The organism is Azoarcus sp. Soil_N_20, assembly GCF_057656155.1.
Window position 1 is genome coordinate 287,583 of the sequence record NZ_JBDGKX010000006.1, and the last position, 18,544, is coordinate 306,126.

General features: G+C 66.9%; 17 protein-coding genes. 7 read left to right on the forward strand and 10 right to left on the reverse strand.

Features of this window, described 5'->3' with window-relative positions:
* Window positions 1–68: 68 nt before the first annotated feature.
* Window positions 69–536, forward strand: coding sequence for an Lrp/AsnC ligand binding domain-containing protein (locus AC3A35_RS14415; protein ID WP_487436828.1), 468 nt, complete (start codon window positions 69–71; stop codon window positions 534–536).
* 34 nt (window positions 537–570) lie between these two features.
* Here AC3A35_RS14415 and AC3A35_RS14420 read toward each other — a convergent pair whose 3' ends face one another.
* Genes AC3A35_RS14420 through AC3A35_RS14440 form a run of 5 tightly spaced genes read right to left on the reverse strand, consistent with a single transcriptional unit; the run spans window position 571 to window position 5,351 of the window.
* Window positions 571–1,509, reverse strand: coding sequence for a CysB family HTH-type transcriptional regulator (locus AC3A35_RS14420; protein WP_487436829.1), 939 nt, complete (start codon window positions 1,507–1,509; stop codon window positions 571–573).
* On the reverse strand, window positions 1,506–2,594 hold the full coding sequence (locus AC3A35_RS14425; protein WP_487436830.1) for a sulfate/molybdate ABC transporter ATP-binding protein: 1,089 nt from the start codon (window positions 2,592–2,594) through the stop codon (window positions 1,506–1,508). Before AC3A35_RS14425 ends, AC3A35_RS14420 begins: the two co-directional genes overlap by 4 nt.
* Window positions 2,591–3,493, reverse strand: coding sequence for a sulfate ABC transporter permease subunit CysW (gene cysW / locus AC3A35_RS14430; protein WP_487436831.1), 903 nt, complete (start codon window positions 3,491–3,493; stop codon window positions 2,591–2,593). The genes AC3A35_RS14425 and cysW overlap by 4 nt, the downstream gene beginning before the upstream one ends.
* Entirely contained in the window at window positions 3,493–4,329 is an 837-nt protein-coding gene (gene cysT / locus AC3A35_RS14435; protein WP_487436832.1) for a sulfate ABC transporter permease subunit CysT, read from the reverse strand. Before cysT ends, cysW begins: the two co-directional genes overlap by 1 nt.
* On the reverse strand, window positions 4,329–5,351 hold the full coding sequence (locus tag AC3A35_RS14440) for a sulfate ABC transporter substrate-binding protein (protein ID WP_487436833.1): 1,023 nt from the start codon (window positions 5,349–5,351) through the stop codon (window positions 4,329–4,331). Before AC3A35_RS14440 ends, cysT begins: the two co-directional genes overlap by 1 nt.
* Window positions 5,352–5,961: 610 nt before the next feature.
* Between AC3A35_RS14440 and AC3A35_RS14445 the strand changes: the two genes are divergently transcribed.
* Window positions 5,962–6,834, forward strand: coding sequence for an EAL domain-containing protein (locus AC3A35_RS14445; protein ID WP_487436834.1), 873 nt, complete (start codon window positions 5,962–5,964; stop codon window positions 6,832–6,834).
* A gap of 62 nt (window positions 6,835–6,896) precedes the next feature.
* Here the strand turns inward: AC3A35_RS14445 and cysK are convergent, their stop codons facing one another.
* From cysK to chrA, 3 genes are all read right to left on the reverse strand, one after another.
* Complete coding sequence (gene cysK, locus AC3A35_RS14450) at window positions 6,897–7,874, reverse strand: cysteine synthase A (RefSeq protein WP_487436835.1); 978 nt, start codon at window positions 7,872–7,874, stop codon at window positions 6,897–6,899.
* A 190-nt stretch (window positions 7,875–8,064) separates the two neighbouring features.
* On the reverse strand, window positions 8,065–9,072 hold the full coding sequence (locus AC3A35_RS14455; RefSeq protein WP_487436836.1) for a sulfate ABC transporter substrate-binding protein: 1,008 nt from the start codon (window positions 9,070–9,072) through the stop codon (window positions 8,065–8,067).
* Window positions 9,073–9,199: 127 nt separating this feature from the next.
* The gene (gene chrA / locus AC3A35_RS14460) at window positions 9,200–10,561 is read right to left on the reverse strand and encodes a chromate efflux transporter (RefSeq protein ID WP_487436837.1); all 1,362 of its coding nucleotides are present in this window, start codon (window positions 10,559–10,561) and stop codon (window positions 9,200–9,202) included.
* Window positions 10,562–10,798: 237 nt separating this feature from the next.
* Between chrA and AC3A35_RS14465 the strand changes: the two genes are divergently transcribed.
* Window positions 10,799–12,397: an ABC transporter substrate-binding protein gene (locus AC3A35_RS14465; RefSeq protein ID WP_487436838.1), complete on the forward strand. Its 1,599-nt coding sequence runs from the start codon at window positions 10,799–10,801 to the stop codon at window positions 12,395–12,397.
* A gap of 88 nt (window positions 12,398–12,485) precedes the next feature.
* Here the strand turns inward: AC3A35_RS14465 and AC3A35_RS14470 are convergent, their stop codons facing one another.
* Both AC3A35_RS14470 and AC3A35_RS14475 read right to left on the reverse strand, forming a co-directional pair.
* Window positions 12,486–14,540, reverse strand: a complete 2,055-nt coding sequence (locus tag AC3A35_RS14470; RefSeq protein WP_487436839.1) for a helicase-related protein — start codon at window positions 14,538–14,540, stop codon at window positions 12,486–12,488.
* A 142-nt stretch (window positions 14,541–14,682) separates the two neighbouring features.
* Complete coding sequence (locus tag AC3A35_RS14475; RefSeq protein WP_487436840.1) at window positions 14,683–15,132, reverse strand: septal ring lytic transglycosylase RlpA family protein; 450 nt, start codon at window positions 15,130–15,132, stop codon at window positions 14,683–14,685.
* A 129-nt stretch (window positions 15,133–15,261) separates the two neighbouring features.
* Between AC3A35_RS14475 and AC3A35_RS14480 the strand changes: the two genes are divergently transcribed.
* The 4 genes from AC3A35_RS14480 to AC3A35_RS14495 all read left to right on the forward strand — a co-directional run bounded on the left by AC3A35_RS14480 (window position 15,262) and on the right by AC3A35_RS14495 (window position 18,537).
* Window positions 15,262–15,810: a DUF3617 domain-containing protein gene (locus tag AC3A35_RS14480; RefSeq protein ID WP_487436841.1), complete on the forward strand. Its 549-nt coding sequence runs from the start codon at window positions 15,262–15,264 to the stop codon at window positions 15,808–15,810.
* 58 nt (window positions 15,811–15,868) lie between these two features.
* Window positions 15,869–16,405: a YkgJ family cysteine cluster protein gene (locus AC3A35_RS14485; protein WP_487436842.1), complete on the forward strand. Its 537-nt coding sequence runs from the start codon at window positions 15,869–15,871 to the stop codon at window positions 16,403–16,405.
* A gap of 93 nt (window positions 16,406–16,498) precedes the next feature.
* The gene (locus AC3A35_RS14490; RefSeq protein WP_487436843.1) at window positions 16,499–17,167 is read left to right on the forward strand and encodes a winged helix-turn-helix domain-containing protein; all 669 of its coding nucleotides are present in this window, start codon (window positions 16,499–16,501) and stop codon (window positions 17,165–17,167) included.
* On the forward strand, window positions 17,164–18,537 hold the full coding sequence (locus tag AC3A35_RS14495; RefSeq protein ID WP_487436844.1) for an ATP-binding protein: 1,374 nt from the start codon (window positions 17,164–17,166) through the stop codon (window positions 18,535–18,537). Before AC3A35_RS14490 ends, AC3A35_RS14495 begins: the two co-directional genes overlap by 4 nt.
* Window positions 18,538–18,544: the final 7 nt, after the last annotated feature.

Sequence of the window (18,544 nt, forward strand, 5' to 3'; positions counted from 1 at the left end):
ATCAAAATCTATACAGCCATAATGCCTTTATTCCCTTGAGGAACAGGCTAAACGCCTTCTGCACTGCAATGGACCGCATCGATCTGAAGATTCTGGCCGAACTGCAGGCCGACGCCCGCATGCCGGTGGTGGAGCTGTCGCGCCGGGTCGGCCTGACCAAGACCCCGTGTGCCGAGCGTGTCCGACGCCTGGAGAAGGCTGGGGTGATCCGCGGCTATCACGCCGACCTCGACCCCGAAGCGATCGGCGTGGCCCACATCGTGGTGGTGCAGGTGCTGCTGTCCAGCACCACGGCGCACGATCTGCGGCGCTTCAACGAGGGCGTGATGCGCATTCCCGAGATCGAGTCCTGCCACATGATCGCCGGCGACTTCGACTACCTGCTCAAGGTGCGCACGCGCGACATCAACGAGTACCGCAAGGTGATGGGCGAGCGCATTTCCGAGCTGCCCTGCGTCAAGCAGACCCACACCTATGTGGTGATGGAGGTGGTCAAGGACGAGCGCAGCCTGCCGCTGAACCGGGCGGAAGGCTGAGCCGGGGCGCTCGTGTCCGGCCGCGGGCGACGGCTCAGGCCGGCGTTCCGCTCCCGTTTCCGACCACGCCGGCGATCCGGCCCTCGGTCAGCTCGGGCGAGCACAGCTCGATGAAGCGATAGGCGAAGCCGCGCAGATAGTGGCCGCGGCGCACCGCGAGGCGGGTGACGTTCTCGGGAAAGAGGTGACTGCTGTCGAGCTGGACCAGCGCGTCGTCGCGCCCGGGAGCGAAGGCCATCGCGGCGACGATGCCGACCCCGAGGCCGAGCTCGACATAGGTCTTGATCACGTCCGCGTCGAGCGCCGACATCACCACGTCGGGCACCAGCCCCTGCGCGGCGAAGGTCTTGTCGATCCGGGTACGGCCGGTGAAGCCCTCGTGGTAGGTGATGATCGGATGCTCGGCGACCGCCTCCAGGGTCAGCGGGCGGACCGCCTGCAGCGGATGCCCCGCGGGCACGATCACCGTGTGGTGCCAGGCGTAGTAGGGGAACGAGGCGAGCTCGGGGACGTCGGCCAGAGCCTCGGTGGCCACGCCGATATCGGCCTCGCCGTCGAGCAGCATCTGCACGATCTCGTCCGGGCTGCCCTGATGCAGCTTCAGGTGCACCTTGGGGAAGGCACGCTTGAACTCGGTCACCACCTTGGGCAGGGCGTAGCGCGCCTGAGTGTGGGTGGTGACCACGGTGAGCCGGCCCTGGTCGCGGTTGCTGTACTGCTCGGCCAGGCGCTTGATGTTGGCGGCGTCGAGCAGCATGCGCTCGACCATCACCACCAGTTCCTGGCCCGGTTCGGTCAGGCCGAGCAGGCGCTTGCCCTTGCGCACGAAGAGCTCCACCCCGAGCTCATCCTCGAGATCCTTGATGTGCTTGGACACGCCCGACTGCGAGGTGAACAGCGCATTGGCCACCTCGGTGAGATTGAAGCCGCGCCGCACCGTCTCGCGGATGATGCGCAGTTGCTGGAAATTCATTGCAGGACTCCACCCACGATCTCTCGCTCGAACAGTTTCAGGCGCGAGGGCAGCAGCCGCACCGCCTGGCCTTCAGCCAGCCCCAGCTCGAGGACCCGGGCCCGGGTGATCTCGACCTCGAAGTGCTGGCCGCTCGCGCCGTTCACGCCGTCGAGTTCCACCCGTGCGGTCACGCCGAAGGCCAGTATGCGGCTGATCCGGCCTGCCACGCCATTGCCGGGCTCGCCGTCGATGACAATGTCCATCTCGTGCGGGCGGGCAAAGGCGACCACCTCGGCGCCAGGATTGAAATCGTGCGGCACATGCGGCAGCACATCTTCGCCGACCTGCACCGTGTCGCCCTCGATGCGCCCATGGAACAGATTGACCGAGCCCAGAAAACTGTAGACGAAGGGGGTGGCCGGGTGGCGGTAGACCTCCTCCGGAGTGCCGACCTGTTCCACCTTGCCGTGATCCATCAGCACCACCCGGTCCGCCACTTCGAGCGCCTCTTCCTGGTCGTGGGTGACGAAGATCGAGGTGATGTGCAACTCGTCGTGCAGCTTCCTCAGCCAGCGCCGCAGCTCCTTGCGCACCTTGGCGTCGAGCGCACCGAAAGGCTCGTCGAGCAGCAACACCCGCGGCTCCACCGCCAGCGCGCGGGCGAGCGCGATACGCTGGCGCTGGCCGCCGGAGAGCTGCGCCGGAAAACGGTCGGCGAGCCAGTCGAGCTGGACCAGGTTCAGCAGTCCGTGCACCTTGGCCTTGATCTGCCTGTCCGACGGGCGCTGGCTGCGTGGCTTCATCCGCATGCCGAAGGCCACGTTGTCGAACACGGTCATGTGGCGAAAGAGGGCGTAGTGCTGGAACACGAAGCCGACCTGGCGTTCGCGCACATGGGTGCCGGAGGCGTCCTCGCCGTCGAGCAGCACCTGCCCCGAATCGGCCGCCTCGAGTCCGGCGATGATGCGCAGCAAGGTGGTCTTGCCGCAGCCCGAGGGGCCCAGCAGGGCTACCAGCTCGCCGGTGGGGAAGTCGAGCGAGACCTGGTCGAGGGCGACGAAACTGCCGAACTGCTTGTGGATGTCCTTGACCTGGATACTCATGATGCATCGTCCCGATTGGAGTCTTTGTGTGATTGCGCCGCGCGGTTTTCAACCCAGGTCTTGATCACCAGGGTGACCAGTGCCAGCACCGCGAGCACCGAGGCCGCGGCAAAGGCTGCAGCGAACTCGTATTCGTTGTAGAGAATCTCGACATGCAAGGGCAAGGTGTTGGTCTGGCCGCGGATGTGGCCCGAGACCACGCTGACCGCCCCGAACTCGCCCATCGCCCGCGCATTGCACAGGATCACCCCGTACAGCAGGCCCCACTTGATGTTGGGCAGGGTCACGTACCAGAAAGTCTGGAAGCCCCGGGCACCGAGCACCACCGCGGCCTCTTCCTCCTCGCGCCCCTGTGCCTGCATCAGCGGGATCAGTTCGCGCGCCACAAAGGGGAAGGTCACGAACAAGGTCGCCAGCACGATGCTGGGGACGGCGAAGATGATCCGGATGTCGTTGTCCGACAGCCATGATCCAAACCAGCCCTGGGCGCCGAACAGCAGCACGAACACCAGGCCGGCGATCACCGGCGACACCGAGAACGGCAGGTCGATCAGCGTGATCAGGAACTGCTTGCCGCGAAACTCGAACTTGGCGATGGCCCATGCCGCGCACACTCCGAACACCAGGTTGAGCGGCACCGAGATCAGCGCTGCGATGACGGTGAGCTTGATCGCCGACAAGGCATCGGGCTCGACCAGCGCGGTGAGGTAGGTTTCCCAACCCTTGCGGAAAGCCTCGACGAATACCGCGATCAGCGGCATCAGCAGGAAGACCACGAAGAAGGTGAGCGACACGCCGAGGATCAGCCACTTGACGAAGGGTGTCTCGCGCGTCGCCGCTTTCGATTCGAAGCGGTGGGCGTGGTCGCCTCCAATGTGGAGCGTGGTTGCGCCGGCCATCAGCGCTCTCTCCCGGTATGTTTGGAAGTCCAGGCTTGCAGACCATTGATGATCAGCAGCAGGGTGAAGGACAGCATCAACATGACGGTGGCGATTGCGGTGGCGCCGGCGTAGTCGTACTGCTCGAGTTTGGTGATGATCATCAGCGGGGTGATTTCCGAAACCATGGGGATGTTGCCGGCAATGAAGATGACCGAGCCGTATTCACCCACCGCACGGGCGAAGGCCAGCGCAAAACCGGTCAGCAGCGCAGGCAGCAGGATGGGCAGGATCACGTGGCGGAAGGTCTGCCAGCGGTGCGCACCGAGACTGGTCGCTGCCTCCTCGAGCTCGGTATCGAGATCCTCGAGGATGGGTTGCACGGTACGCACGACGAAAGGCAGGCCGATGAACACCAGCGCCACTAGCACCCCCAGCGGTTTGAACGCGACCTGGATGCCCAGCGGGTCGAGGTACTGCCCAATCCAGCCGTTCCTGGCGTAGAGCGCGGTCAGCGCAATGCCGGCCACCGCGGTCGGCAGCGCGAACGGCAGGTCGACCAGGGCGTCGACCAGGCGTTTGCCGGGGAAGGAATAGCGCACCAGCGCCCACGCCAGCATCAGGCCGAACACCGTGTTGATTGTCGCGGCCACCAGCGACAGGCCGAACGACAGCTCGTAGGTGGCGACCACGCGCGGTGCGGTGACCACGTCCCAGAAGTCGCCTAGACCCAGTTCGGTGGTCTTGAGAAAGACGGCCGACAGCGGGATCAGCACGATCAGCGAGAGATAGGCCAGGGTGAAGCCGAGCGTGATGTTGAAGCCCGGCAGTACTCTGAAGGTCTTCGTTGCAGCCATCAGCGGTTCACCATGATCTGGTCGTAGATGGCGCCGTCTGCGAAGTGCTTGGCATTGGCCGCTTTCCAGCCTCCCAGGTTGTTTTCGACGCTGAATGTGCGAATCGCCGGGAACTGAGCGGCGAATTTCTCGAGCACGGCCGGGTCACGCGGACGGAAGTTGTGGCGGGCAATGATCTCCTGTCCTTCGGGAGAGAACAGGAAGTTGAGGTAGGCCTCGGCGACCTTGGTCGTGTCACGTTTCTGGGTGACCTTTTCGACCACAGCCACCGGTGCCGAGCCGTCGATGGAGATCGACGGATAGACGATGTCGAACTTGGCCCCGCCCACTTCCTTCGCGATCAGAATGGCTTCGTTCTCGAAGGTCACCAGCACGTCGCCGACATCGCGCTGGGTGAAGGTGGTGGTGGCGCCACGGCCACCGCCGTCGAGCACCGGCACGTTGGCGAGGAGCTTGGTCACGAAGTCCTTCGCGCCCGCATCGGAGCCGGTCTTGTCCAGCGCGTAGCCCCACGCCGCGAGGTAGGTGTAGCGACCGTTGCCCGAGGTCTTGGGATTGGGCACGATCACTTGCAGATCGGCACGGGTGAGATCGTCCCAGTCCTTGATCCCCTTCGGATTGCCCTTGCGCACCAGGAATACCGAGGTGGTGGTGTAGGGGGAGGCGTCGTGGGGGAAGCGCTTGTGCCAGTCGGCGGCAACGAGATTGCCGCGTTCGAGCAGGATATCGATGTCCGGTGACTGGTTCATGGTGATGACGTCGGCCTCGAGCCCTTCGGTGATCGACATTGCCTGCTTGCTCGAGCCGCCATGCGACTGGTTGACCGTGACCACCTCGCCGGTCTTCGCCTTCCACTGGGCGGAGAAGACCGGATTGATGTCCTTGTAGAGTTCGCGCGACACATCGTAGGAGACGTTCAGGATGGACGTCTGGGCGAGCGCGCTTCCGGCCGTGAGCGCAAAGGCGACGGCGGTGACGAGACGGCGGATTGTGCGATGGGCAGGAGCTTGAGCGGCCATCATGGTTCCTGGCGATATTGAGATGGCTCGAAGTCTATCCACGGCGCTTAGTATCGCTAAACAATAAAAAGCGTGTTCTATATGAACAAAATTGCTAAACCAACGGCTCCCACACGTCCCCCTGTCGAGTCTCGCAGCGATTGATGCTTGAGGGGCATCCCATCTGTAGATACGGCTTTCAGGGTGAAGCGCCGATTCCCGGCACTGGCGCCGTAGATACTGTTATCCGACTTAAGCACCCATCCCGGGCACAGCCGCCGTAGATACTGTTATCCGAGTCAAGAGGCATGTAGGGCGGGATCGAAAGGTCTGCCTGACTTCAGTCCGCCGCAGGGGGTGATTAAGGCATGAGCGCCAGGTCGGGCACCAGCGGCCGACCGAAGTCGGCCCTGCAAGAGACATCGACATCACGGTCAACATGAAACCGCAGCCGTACCGGATGTGCTCTGCGAACATTGTGGGGTGCTGCTCATCGCCAATCTCGAGGAATAAGCATTGCGGATTTTCTTGGTTCGCTCGCTGCGTGCTCGCTGCTAAAGTTCGCATGGTCGAAGGTGGGCAGCACGTGACGCTGCGTCACCTGCCCCTCCTGCACACCCTCCGGAGCGCTCCCATGGATGCCATCACCACGAATGCACTATCCGTCGAGTCCTCCGGGCGCGCCTCGCGTGCGCGCGAATTTCTGGAGGGGCTGCCGCTTGCTCACGGCGGTTCGAAGCAGTTGCGGCGCCTGCCCGATGGTGGCGTGGTCGGCGACTGGTATGGGTGCGAGTTGTCGAGCGTGTTCCAGCCCATCGTCGATCCCGCAAGCGCTCGCATCGGCGGTTACGAAGCGTTTCTGCGCATCCTCGGCAGTGGCGGGCACGACCTGTCACCGTGGACGCTGTTCTCAGCCAATGCGGACGATGCTCGCCTGGTGGCACTCGACCGCCTCGCCCGTACCGTCCATCTGCTCAACTTCATTGCCGCGACGAGTGACGGCATCGGCCAGGACAGCCTGCTGTTCCTCAATGTCCACGGGCGCCTGCTCGCGGCGGTCGATGCCGATCACGGCGAGGCTTACCGCCGGGTGGTCGATGCGCTCGGATTTCCGGCCCGGCGCATCGTGATCGAGACCCCGGTCGGCGCGAGCGCCCAGCCCGATCTGCTCGGCTTCGTGCTGCGCAACTACCGCCAGAACGGCTTCCAGGTCGCGGTGAATGTGGAGTCGCCTGCGCAGTGGCAGGCGCTTGCGGCGACTTCTTCGGCCAACTTCATCAAGCTGGATGGGAGCAAGCTGCTCGCGACGGGCAACGGGCGCGCACGTATCGGCCGGTTCGCCGGGCTGCGCGGTATGGCTACGCCGATTCTGACCCGACTCGAGGCGCAACTGCCGCACGCATGGGTCGAGCACTGCCTGGTGCAGGGCAATGCGTATGGAGTGCCGACCGCGCACTCCCCACTCTTGGCCCTGCAGGCTGACATTGAATCGGGTTCGACCGCATGAATGTAGAGGGCCGCACAATCGTGCGGCCCTCAAGGACCACCCGTCGAATCAGGCCGAGGCCTTCATGCGGCGAGTCCTGCAGTGTCGAACAGACCCTCGAACAGAATCGAGCTGAGGTAGCGTTCGCCCGAGTCGGGCAGGATCACTACGATGGTCTTGCCCGCGTTCTCCGGCTTGCGCGCCAGGCGTGTGGCTACCGCCGCGGCCGCGCCGCTGGAGATGCCCGACAGGATGCCTTCCTCGCGCGCCAGGCGGCGAGCGTAGTCGATGGCTTCCTCGTTGCTGACCTGCTCGACGCTGTCGACCAGGGCGAGGTCCAGCACCCCGGGCACGAAGCCGGCGCCGATGCCCTGGATCTTGTGTGGGCCGGGCTTGAGCGCCTCGCCGGCCCGCGCCTGGCTCAGCACCGGGCTGGCGCTCGGCTCCACCGCGACGGTCTGGATCGCCTTGCCCCGGGTCTGCTTGATGAAGCGCGACACACCGGTGAGGGTGCCGCCGGTACCTACGCCGGAAACGAAGATGTCGACGGCGCCGTCGGTGTCGTCCCAGATCTCCGGGCCGGTGGTCGTTTCGTGGATCGCAGGGTTGGCCGGGTTCTTGAACTGTTGCAGCAACACGTACTTGTCGGGGTCGGACGCGACGATCTCCTCCGCCTTCGCGATCGCGCCGCTCATGCCCTTGGCCCCTTCGGTCAGTACCAGCCTTGCACCGTAGGCGACCAGCAGCTTGCGCCGCTCGACGCTCATCGTGTCCGGCATCGTCAGGGTCAGCGGAATGCCCTTGGCCGCGGCGACGAAGGCGAGCGCGATGCCGGTGTTGCCACTGGTCGGCTCGACCAGCTCCTTGCCCGGCCCGAGCAGGCCGCGGGCTTCGGCATCGGCGACCATCGCCGCGCCGATTCGGCACTTGACCGAGTAGGCCGGGTTGCGGCCCTCGATCTTGGCCAGCACGGTGGCCGGCGCGCCGTCGAGGATGCGGTTCAGGCGGACCAGCGGGGTGCGACCGATCGATTCCGCGTTGTTGGTGTACCAGTTCGACATGTTCAAGCTCCTTGTTTCGTCCCTGCAGGACGGCAGTCCGGCATGGCGCCAGCGGTTGAAAGATCAGCGCGGGCGCCGATCGTGCGGATTGTCTCTCGCAGCCCGAGAGGATCTTGCGCACCTTACCAAAAGCCGCGGCGCTGCGGGTTGCGCGCCCGGCCCGGATCGCGTCGGGCCACACTGAATCGGCTCAGCGGGCATAGATCTGGTCGAACACGCCGCCGTCGGCGAAGTGCTTCTGCTGCGCCGCCTGCCAGCCACCGAGATCGTCGATGGTGATGAAGTTCAGCTTGGGGAAGCGGGCGATATGGACCGGGTCGGCCAGTTCGGGCTTGATCGGGCGGTAGTAGTGCCTGGCCGCCAGCTTCTGGCCGACCGGCGAGTACAGGTATTCGAGGTAGGCCTGCGCGGTCTTCTCCGTACCGCGCTTCTTCGCCACCGCGTCGACCACCGCGACCGGTGGCTCGGCGAGGATGGAGACCGAGGGCACGACGATCTCGAACTTGTCGGGGCCGAGCTCATCGACCGACAGGAAGGCCTCGTTCTCCCATGCCAGCAGCACGTCGCCGAGGCCGCGCTGGACGAAGGAGTTGGTCGCGCCACGTGCGCCGGGGTCGAGCACCGGTACGTGCTGGAGCAGTTCGGTGACATAGGCGCGGGCGCTCGCCTCGTTGCCGCCGGGCTTCTTCAGCGCATAGCCCCAGGCCGCGAGGTAATTCCAGCGCGCACCGCCGGAGGTCTTGGGGTTGGGGGTGATGACTTCGACGCCGGGTTTGACCAGGTCGTCCCAGTCCTTGATGTTCTTCGGGTTGCCCTTGCGCACCAGGAACACGATGGTCGACGTGTAGGGCGCGCTGTTGTGCGGCAGGCGCTGCTGCCAGTCGGCTGGCAGCTTGCCCGCCTTTGCGGCGATCGCGTCGATGTCGTAGGCCAGCGCCAGGGTGACGACGTCCGCTTCGAGCCCGTCGATCACCGAGCGCGCCTGCTTGCCCGAGCCGCCGTGCGACTGGCGCACGGTGACGTCCTCGCCCGTCTTCGCCTTCCAGTAGCGGGCGAACTCGGGGTTGTACTCCTGGTATAGCTCGCGGGTCGGGTCGTAGGATACGTTGAGCAGCGTGGTCTGGGCGTGGGCGCCGCCGGTCAGGCCGGTGGCGAGGGCGAGCGCCAGCAGGCTGCGGCGAAGGTGGCTGAACTGCATGATGTTCTCCGGTCGTATGAGAGGGTGACGGGAGAAATCTAGCGTTGCGGCCTTGCGCGCCCAACCAAGAAAACATGGATTGCTTATTCCGTCGGAGCTTGCCCTCGCCGGGGAGGCGGCCGCAGCGTCAGCCCAGCGCCAGCTTCAAGGCCAGCCCGACCAGCGCACAGCCGCCGATCACCGGGATCACGCCGACCCTGAAGCGGAACAGGGCCAGCGTGGCGCCGGCCGTGATCAGGGCGGAGATCCAGTCGAAGCTGCCGGCAAAGCCTTCGGGCCACAGCACGTGGTAGCCGAAGAACAGCGCCAGATTGAGGATCACGCCGACCACCGCGGCGGTGATCGCGGTCAGCGGGGCGGTGAACTTGAGGTCGCCGTGGGTGGATTCGACGAGCGGGCCGCCGGCGAGGATGAACAGGAAGGACGGCAGGAAGGTGAACCAGGTCACCAGCGTCGCCGCCACCGCCCCGGCCAGGAACAGCGCATCCGGGCCGAACACGCTCTTCACGTAGCCGCCGACGAAGCCGACGAAGGCCACCACCATGATCAGCGGCCCCGGCGTGGTCTCGCCCAGCGCGAGGCCGTCGATCATCTGGGTCGGCGTCAGCCAGCCGTAGTGCCCGACCGCGCCCTGGTAGACGTAGGGCAGCACCGCGTAGGCGCCACCGAAGGTGAGGAGCGCCGCCTTGGTGAAGAACCAGCCCATCTGGGTGAGGGTGTGGTCCCAGCCCCAGGCGGCGGTCAGCACGGCCATCGGCACCGCCCACAGCAGCGCGCCGACCACCGCGACCTGGGCCAGCCGGCCCCAGCGGAACCGGGTGTGCGCGGGCGCGGGGGTGTCGTCGTCGATCAGCGCGGCGCCGAAGGACTTTGCGGCCTTGCCGTGGCCGCCGCCGGCCTTGAACGTGTCGGGCGCGAGCTGTCCGCCGATATAGCCGATCAGCGCGGCGGCGGCGACGATGGCCGGGAAGGGCACGTCGAGCACGAAGATGGCGACAAAGGAGGCCGCCGCGATCGCCCACATCGCGTTGTTGCGCAGCGCCCGCCCGCCGATGCGGTGGGTGGCCTGCAGCACGATCGCGGTGACCGCCGGCTTGATCCCGTAGAACAGCCCGGCCACCAGCGGCACGTCGCCGAAGGCGACATACGCCCACGACAGCGCGATCAGGATCAGCAGCGAGGGCAGCACGAACAGCGCGCCGGCGACCACGCCGCCCCAGGTCCGGTGCATCAGCCAGCCAATGTAGGTCGCAAGCTGCTGCGCTTCCGGCCCGGGCAGCACCATGCAGTAGTTCAGCGCGTGCAGGAAGCGGCGCTCGGAGAGCCAGCGCCGGTTCTCGACCAGTTCCTGGTGCATGATCGAGATCTGCCCGGCCGGGCCGCCGAAGCTGATGAAGCCGAGCTTGAGCCAGAACAGGAAGGCGTCGCGAAAGCTCACCGGCGCCGGGGGGGCGAGGTCGGTGGCCGGGAGGGGGATGGAATTGTTCATTATGTGGATTTCTCTTGGTCGGGGAGGTCAACCCGGCTTGCGCGCGCCGCGCAGGCCGAACCCGAATCGGGTCGTCGCCGGGCATGGTAGCGCGCGGATATGTCCGCGTGCACACCAGGCGCGCGACAGCGCAGGTCGCCCGCTCGAGTGTCGGGGGCCGCCGGGCTGCCCGTGGACTTCGCGATCCGGGGGCAGAGCGGCTACCCTGATAACTGAAGACCAATAAAGGACGACTCCATGCCAGACACAATGCAAACGGGCCATTCCCTCCTTTCGGCGACGCGGGCGCTCGCGCTGGCCGCCGGGTTGTTCGCGGCAGGCGCAGTGCCGACAGGGGCGGCCGAACTGAAGATCGGCCTCGCCGCCGAGGTCACCACGATCGATCCGCACTTCTTCAACAGCGGCCCCAACAACGCCTTCCTGCACCATCTGTTCGACAGCCTGGTGGACGTGGACCCCACCGGCAAGCTGATTCCCGGCCTGGCCGAATCGTGGCAGGCGGTCGATGCCACCACCTGGGAGTTCAGGCTGCGCAAGGGAGTGAAGTTCCATGACGGCAGCGAACTCACCGCCGAGGACGTGCTGTTCTCGCTCGCGCGGCCGGGGCTGATCACCAACAGCCCGGGTTCCTACACCAGCTTTACCAAACCGATCGTCGCCAGCGCGGCGGTGGACCGCCACACCGTGCGGCTGACGACGGCGAGCGCCTATGGCCCGCTGCCGCTCGACCTGGCGTCGATCTTCATCGTGTCGAAGAAGGCCGCCGAGCGTGCGACCACCGAGCAGTTCAACAGCGGCGCAGCGGCGATCGGCACCGGCCCGTTCAAACTGGTCGCCTTCCGCAAAGGCGACAGCATCGAGATCGCCCGTCACGAGGCCTATTGGGGCGAGAAGCCGGAGTGGGATACGGTGCGCTTCAGGGTGCTGGCCAGCGATGCGCCGCGGCTGTCGGCCCTGCTCGCCGGCGACGTGGACCTGATCGAGGCGGTGCCGCCGGCCGACCTCGCCAAGCTCAAGACCGACCCGAAGTTCACGCTCGCGTCGCACACTACCTGGCGCACCCTGTTCTGGCATCTCGACCAGTTTCGCGACAACTCGCCCTTCGTCACCGACGCCGCGGGCAAGCCGCTCGATCGCAACCCGCTCAAGGACGTGCGCGTGCGGCGGGCGATCTCCAAGGCGATCAACCGCCAGGCGCTGGTCGAGCGCTCGCTCGAAGGGCTCGCGGTGCCGGCGTCGAACATCAACGCGCCGGGCATCTTCGGCTACAACAACGGGCTCGCGGTCGAACCCTACGACCCCGACGGGGCGAAGAAGCTGCTCGCCGAAGCTGGCTATCCGGACGGCTTCGGGCTCACCATCCACGGGCCGAACAACCGCTACATCAACGATGCGCAGGTGGTGCAGACGGTGGCCCAGTTCCTCAATCGGGTCGGCATCCGCACCCGGGTGGAGACGCTGCCGCTGTCGGTGTATTTCGGCAAGGCACGCGCCAGCGAATACAGCTTCGCCCTGCTCGGCTGGGGCTCGCTGGCGAGCGACTTCACCCTGCGCACCATCGTCGGGACCCCCAATCCGGACACCGGCTGGGGCACCTGGAACTGGGGGCGCTACAGCAACCCCGAGGTCGATACGCTGGTGCAGTCGGCGCTGGGCTCGGTCGACCCGGCGCAGCGCGAGGATTTCGCCCGCCAGGCGGTGAAGGTTGCGCTGGGCGACTACGCGGTGATCCCGTCGCACCACCAGCTGGCGACCTGGGCCTTGCGCAAGGGTCTGCGCTACCAGGGCAGGGTGGATGAGTTCACCTATGCGCACGAGGTGCGTGGCGCCAAGTGAGGCCCCGCATCGGAATCGGCTCCGTTCATCCCCGCCGGGCGGTGGGGCTGCGGCATCGGTGCGGCCGCGGTTGCGGCCCGAGCGCCACTCACCGCCCCGGCCGGCTCCGCCCTTCCCGGCGGTTGCCCTGCGAGCTGGCGGCGCCCGAGCGCACGCGGCGGGCGGGGCGCCGTTTCGCCTCGCGCTGCCTGCCGTGCTGGCGCGCGAGCATCTCGTCCACGGTCTCCGACATGCTGCGGGCAAGGGACACCGCGGCCTCGGCGTCGGGGTAGTAATCCGGCAGGCGGTAGCCGAGCCAGGCGTAGGCCGAGTACTTCTTGCACGCGTCCTCGGCCGCCTGCAGCGGATAGCGCGTGTCGCCCACCGGCTCGATCGACAGGTGCGAGCGCTTGTCCTTCGCCAGCGCCCGCGCCCACCCCTCCCACGCCTGCTTGAGGCTGTCGACCCGGGTGGATACCGGTACCAGCGACAGCGTGAAACGGTGCTCGAGCGCCAGCGGCAGCGTGTCGAGCCAGCGCGCGCGCTCGATCTGTTCGGTCAAATCGCCGGGGAGAAAGAAGTCGTCGGTGAGGTCGATGTTGCGCGAAAAGAGTTCGAGCAAGTGTGCCAGCGTGCGCTCGCCGGTCGCCGCGGCAATGGTCTTCAGATGGTGCTGCGACGGCGTGACATAGAAACCCCGGTTCGACAGCGGATCGGTCGGCGTGCGCATCAGGCGGGCGATGATGCGCTGGGTATGGTCGTCGAAACCCGCCACCAGTCCGGCCTCGTGCAGGCCGAAACGCCCCGCCCGGCCGGCGATCTGGTGGGTGAGCCAGGGCGGCAGGATGTCCTCGGAGATGCCATCGAACTTCTTCGCGGTGGTGAACACGACCCGCGCCACCGGGAGGTTCAGGCCCATGCCGATGGCGTCGGTGGCGACCACGATGTCGGCCTCGCCGTCGCGAAAGCGCTGGGCCTGGGCGCGGCGCACTTCGGGCGACAGGTTGCCGTAGATCGTCGCCACGCGGAATCCGGCGGCGGCGATGGTGGCCGCCCAGTTGAGCACATCCCGGCGCGAGAACGCGATCACCGCATCGCCGCGGCGCAGCTGGCCGACGCTGCCGATCGCCTGCGGTGCCATCTCCAACGGTGACTTGCGCGCCAGGGTGATCACTTCGAGCCGGCAGCCGAGGCGCTCGGCGAGCGCCTCCACCGCGGGGCGCGCGGACAGGGCGCCGAGCAGATACACCGTCTTGGCCGCAGCCCCGCACACCGCGGCGGTCCACGCCGAGCCGCGCTCCAGATCCTCGAGCATCTGGATCTCGTCGATCACCGCGACCTCCACCGGGCGCGAGGTGTCGAGCATCTCGATGGTGCTGGCGACGTGGGTGGCGCCGGGGGTGAGGCGGCGCTCCTCGCCGGTCACCAGGCTCACCGCGACTCCGCGCTCGGCGAGGCGCTCATAGTTCTCCAGCGCGAGCAGGCGCAGCGGCGCCAGATATACGCCGGTGGGCGCGCGCGCCAGCGCCTCCATTGCCTGGTGGGTCTTGCCCGAATTGGTCGGCCCCAGGATGGCGATGAAGCGGCGCCGCATCATGAACGCGGTCTCGAACGACTCGGGGTAGCGGGCCAGCCGGACCGTGTCGCGCGCCGCCTCCGTCTGGGTTTGCGCCCGGTGCCGGCTGGCCGCCTCGGCGAGGCGATCCTCGACGATGCGAAAGCGCCGGCTCGCCAGTTCCTTGCCGGTCTCGAGCGCGCGCAGGAAGCGGGCGCCGTCCAGCCCCTGGGCCTCGGCGCGGCGCAGCACGCTGGCGACGAAGCGGCCCACCTCGCCTTCGAACTCGGCCACCGTGATCGCGTTGAGGCGCTCGCGTACCAGCGCCAGATGGCGTTCGGCGGTGAGCTTGCGCCATTTCTGGATGCGCGCGAGCACGCCGTGTGCCGGCACCAGGCGGAAGGGATAAGGGCGGCCGTCGGCCTCGACCACCCCCGCGACTTCGATCGCCACCGCGCCCTCGTTGTGCACCAGGCGGGCGTTGAAGCCCTGGAGGTAGGCGTGGAGTTCGCGCGCGACGTCGAGGAGCGCATCGTCGGCGTCCGGATCCGGGCCGGCGGGCACACTCGCTTCCGGATCGATGAGAAAGCTTTCGTTCAATTCGTTCATCCCTGGCAACAAAGAGTGCGTCGCACGCCGGCTGCCGGCGTGAGACGCGGTCTGCCGGGTCCGCGGTCGACGGCGTCGACCGTTCAGCCCGATCTGTTTGAACACGTGGACCGGCGCCCGCTCGCGCACCCATCCATGAACATCATTTCCTGTCGTCCTCGCCCCACGCCATCACCTCCACCTTCACCCGCGACCTGCCGGCCTTGATGATGCCGAGCCGGGCGGCGGCGGCCGGCGACAGGTCGATGATGACGCCTTCCTTCCGGTTGCGCATGGTCGGGCCACGATCGTTGATGCGCACCTCGATGGTGCGTCCGTTCCTCGGGTTGGTCACCCGCACGCGGGTCCCGAATGGATAGCGTGGATGCGCGGCGACCATCTCGTTGCGGTCGAAGGTCTCGCCGCTTGCGGTCTCTTGTCCGTGCAGGCTGCGCGCATAATACGACGCGAGCCCGACCCGGGTTTCGAGGGCAGCTGCCGTTCCGGACGCATCATCATCGCCGCGGGCCGGCAGTGCCAGCAAGAGTGCGATCAGTGCCCACGCCCGGGCGCCCTTGCACTTGCGCCGGTCATTGCGGCATCTTGCAGACATTCGGGTCGCCTCTGGGTCGCTTCATCGTTCTGGTGGAGTCGATTTTCGCAGCGGAGTTCGCCTGCGGGTGGTCGCGCCGGGTGCCGCATGATGGCGGCCAAGCCGAGTCGTATTGACAGGAGATGCTTCATGAAAGGTGTTCGAACCCTGGTTCTTGGTCTTGCCGCGCTGTGGGCGAGTGCCGCCGCGCACGCGGCCGATGTCCGGCCCGGGCTGTGGGAGTTTCGGTCGACGCGGATGAATGTTGCCGGCCTGCCCGACATGTCGGGGCAGATGGCGCAGATGCAGCAGCACATGAAGAACCTGCCCCCCGACATGCGCCGCATGATGGAAGAACAGATGGCGGCGCGCGGCGTGAGCCTGGGCAAGGATGGCACGGTGCGCAGCTGCATCACGGCCGAACAGGCGAAGCAGGACAACATCTATTCCGGCAAGACCGAAGACAGCTGCACGCTGAGCAATGTGGTGAAGACCGGCAATACGGTAAAGGGGCGCATGACCTGCACCCAGCCGCAAGCCAGCGGCGACTTCGAGGCGCGGATCGACGGCCCGGAACGGTTCACCACCCGCGTCGACCTTAAGTCTCCCCAGGGAGACATGCAGATGGAAACCGAGGCACGCTGGGTTGCGGCGCAATGCGCGACTGCGCAGGGCGCCGCCCCCGGTGGTGCGCGCTAGATCGAGGTGGCGGTGCGTCCGTGTGCGCTCCTGCTGCCTGCGTTTGCCTGGATGAGTCATGCAAGAAAACATCTCCCTGTCCGAGCTTCACGCGGATATCGACGCGCGCGTCGGGGTGATCCGAGAGGATCGCCCCGACTGGCTGTGTTCCAAGGGCTGCGCAAGCTGCTGTCGACGGCTCGCCGATGTGCCGCAACTGACCGCGGACGAATGGGCCCTGCTGCAGCAGGGCCTGGCTGCGCTGCCGCCGGCACGGCTTCGGGACATCGCCCGGGACATTGAAACCCTGGCCGCCCAGCGGCCGAACCCCGTCGTCTGCCCGCTGCTGGACCGGACCACCGACGCCTGTCTGGTCTACGCCCAGCGTCCGGTGGCGTGCCGGACCTACGGCTTCTATGTGCAACGCGAGCTGGGGCTGTATTGCCACGACATCGAATCCCGCGTCGCCAGCGGCGCCCTCGCCGACGTGGTATGGGGCAACCACGACGCCATCGACCGCCGACTCGCCGCGCTGGGCGAAACCCGCGCGCTGACCGCGTGGTTTGCAGATCGGGAGGGGGAGGTGCAGACGGGGGACTTCTTAAGCGGGACTTAAGGAAGATGTGGCAGCATGCGCTGCGGTGCGCCCGCTCCATCGGGGGATGCCCATGCCGCTCGATTCTTCCCGCCTGCCTACCGGTGTCAGTCCATGCGCCTGCTTATCCTCGAAGACGATCTCCCGCTCGGCGAAGCCCTCGCGGCCGGCCTGCGCCAGCTCGGCCATGCGGTCGACTGGTTCTCCCGTGGCCCCGACGCGGACGCTGCCCTGGCCCTCGCCCCGTATGACGCAGTCGTGCTCGACCTCGGCCTCCCCGGCAAGGACGGAATGCACTGGCTGGCGCGGTGGCGCGCGCGCGCAGTGGCGGTGCCGATCCTGATCCTGACTGCGCGCGACGAGGTGGCGCACCGTATCGCCGGCCTCGATGCCGGGGCCGACGACTACCTGATCAAGCCGGTCGGCATCGACGAGATCGCCGCCCGCCTGCGTGCCTTGCTGCGGCGCTCGAGCGGACGCGCACAGGCGGTCTGGCAGCACGGTGCGCTGGAGTATGACCCGGCCGGGAAGACGGTGCGCTGGTGCGGCCAGCCGGTGGACTTGACCGCCCGCGAGCTGGCCATCCTCGAGGCCCTGCTGGCGCAGCCCAAACGGATTCTGTCACGCGCGCAGTTGCAGGAGAAACTCTACGACCTCAACGGAGAGGTGGAGAGCAATGCACTCGAGGTGCATGTGCACCACCTGCGGCGCAAGATCGATCCCGGTATCGTGCGTACCGTGCGTGGGGTGGGCTACGCACTCGGCGAGGCGGAGCAAGCTTGAGCCTGCAACGACGCGTGCTTTTCTACCTGCTGGTCTGCGCACCGCTGGTGTGGGCGGTGGCTCTGTGGTTTTCCGTCGCCGGCGCGCGCGAGGAGGTCACGGAGTTGTTCGACGCCGAACTGATCCACCTCGCCCGCCAGGTTCAGGCCACGCTGGGGCAGGGTGGACCCCTGGGGCTGCGAGAGCCGGTTCAGGTCGGTCGGGTCGATGACACCGAGCTCGAAGCCGAGGACCTTGCGACCGTCGTGTGGGACCGCCACGGCCGCTTGATGCTGGTCGACCGAGGGGGTACCGGCTTTCCGTATCGATCCGATGCCAGCGGTTTCCACAACGTCGTTGTCGGTGAGGACGAGTGGCGGGTGTATTACCTGCAGTCGCTCGACGGGGCATGGCTGGTCGCGGCCGGGCAGAAGATCTACGAGCGCGACGAGGTCGTGTTCGATCTCACCGTCAGCCAGCTCACCCCATGGTTGGCGATGTTGCCGGTGCTACTGGTGGTGATGGCGCTGGCCGTCGGCAAGGCGCTCGCACCGCTGCGGCAGGTTTCGCGTGAGCTCGCAGTACGTAATCCGGACGATCTGCAAACGCTTTCCGAGTCCGGGCGGAGCACCGAACTGGTGCCGCTGGTGGCGGCCATGAACGCCCTGTTCGTTCGTATCCGCGAGGCCATGGCGCGCGAACGTCGATTCACCGCCGATGCCGCGCATGAGTTGCGCACGCCGCTCGCTGCGCTGCGTGCGCAATGGGACGTGGTCCGGCGCGAAACCGATCCCGTTCTGCGTGCGCACGCCGAAGCGCGCATGAGCGCGGGGTTTGAGCGCCTTGAACGACTCGTGTCGCAGATGCTCGCGATGTCGCGGGTGGAGGGCGCGAACGAGACGACGATCGTTCGCGAGGCGATCGCCTGGCCGGCGATCGTCGAAAACGCATTCAGCGACTGCCTGCCGCTCGCCGAACGGCGCCACATCGAACTCGAGTGCGACTGGCCCGCTGCCGGTGCGCAGGCCATGCCGCTGTACGGCGATCCGAATCTGCTGACCGTCCTGCTACGCAACCTGCTCGACAATGCGGTGCGCTATGCGCCCGTGGGGTCGGCCGTGCGGCTGGTGTTCGATGAAGACGGGTTCGCGGTCGAGAACGACGGTCCCGCGCTGGATGCGAGCGTTCGGGCGCGTCTCGGCGAGCGCTATTTCCGTCCCGAAGGGCAGGCCGAAGTCGGCAGCGGGCTGGGCATCTCGATCGTGCAGCGCATTGCCGCGCTGCACGCCCTGGAGGTCGTCTTCGTCAATCACGACGACAACGGCGGGTCTCCTGCCGGCGGCGTACGGGTCAGGGTGGGGCGGGCGCGGAACGCGCGCCCGGCCAGGTGACAGGTCC

Bases quoted from the DNA above. Each gene is read 5' to 3' on its own strand.
- AC3A35_RS14465 (WP_487436838.1), top strand. From the start codon at position 10,799: ATGCCAGACACAATGCAAACGGGCCATTCCCTCCTTTCGGCGACGCGG.
- chrA (WP_487436837.1), bottom strand. From the start codon at position 10,561: ATGAACAATTCCATCCCCCTCCCGGCCACCGACCTCGCCCCCCCGGCG.
- AC3A35_RS14475 (WP_487436840.1), bottom strand. From the start codon at position 15,132: ATGTCTGCAAGATGCCGCAATGACCGGCGCAAGTGCAAGGGCGCCCGG.
- AC3A35_RS14480 (WP_487436841.1), top strand. From the start codon at position 15,262: ATGAAAGGTGTTCGAACCCTGGTTCTTGGTCTTGCCGCGCTGTGGGCG.
- AC3A35_RS14425 (WP_487436830.1), bottom strand. From the start codon at position 2,594: ATGAGTATCCAGGTCAAGGACATCCACAAGCAGTTCGGCAGTTTCGTC.
- AC3A35_RS14440 (WP_487436833.1), bottom strand. From the start codon at position 5,351: ATGATGGCCGCTCAAGCTCCTGCCCATCGCACAATCCGCCGTCTCGTC.
- AC3A35_RS14455 (WP_487436836.1), bottom strand. From the start codon at position 9,072: ATGCAGTTCAGCCACCTTCGCCGCAGCCTGCTGGCGCTCGCCCTCGCC.
- cysT (WP_487436832.1), bottom strand. From the start codon at position 4,329: ATGGCTGCAACGAAGACCTTCAGAGTACTGCCGGGCTTCAACATCACG.
- AC3A35_RS14470 (WP_487436839.1), bottom strand. From the start codon at position 14,540: ATGAACGAATTGAACGAAAGCTTTCTCATCGATCCGGAAGCGAGTGTG.
- AC3A35_RS14415 (WP_487436828.1), top strand. From the start codon at position 69: ATGGACCGCATCGATCTGAAGATTCTGGCCGAACTGCAGGCCGACGCC.
- cysW (WP_487436831.1), bottom strand. From the start codon at position 3,493: ATGGCCGGCGCAACCACGCTCCACATTGGAGGCGACCACGCCCACCGC.
- cysK (WP_487436835.1), bottom strand. From the start codon at position 7,874: ATGTCGAACTGGTACACCAACAACGCGGAATCGATCGGTCGCACCCCG.
- AC3A35_RS14490 (WP_487436843.1), top strand. From the start codon at position 16,499: ATGCGCCTGCTTATCCTCGAAGACGATCTCCCGCTCGGCGAAGCCCTC.
- AC3A35_RS14445 (WP_487436834.1), top strand. From the start codon at position 5,962: ATGGATGCCATCACCACGAATGCACTATCCGTCGAGTCCTCCGGGCGC.
- AC3A35_RS14485 (WP_487436842.1), top strand. From the start codon at position 15,869: ATGCAAGAAAACATCTCCCTGTCCGAGCTTCACGCGGATATCGACGCG.
- AC3A35_RS14420 (WP_487436829.1), bottom strand. From the start codon at position 1,509: ATGAATTTCCAGCAACTGCGCATCATCCGCGAGACGGTGCGGCGCGGC.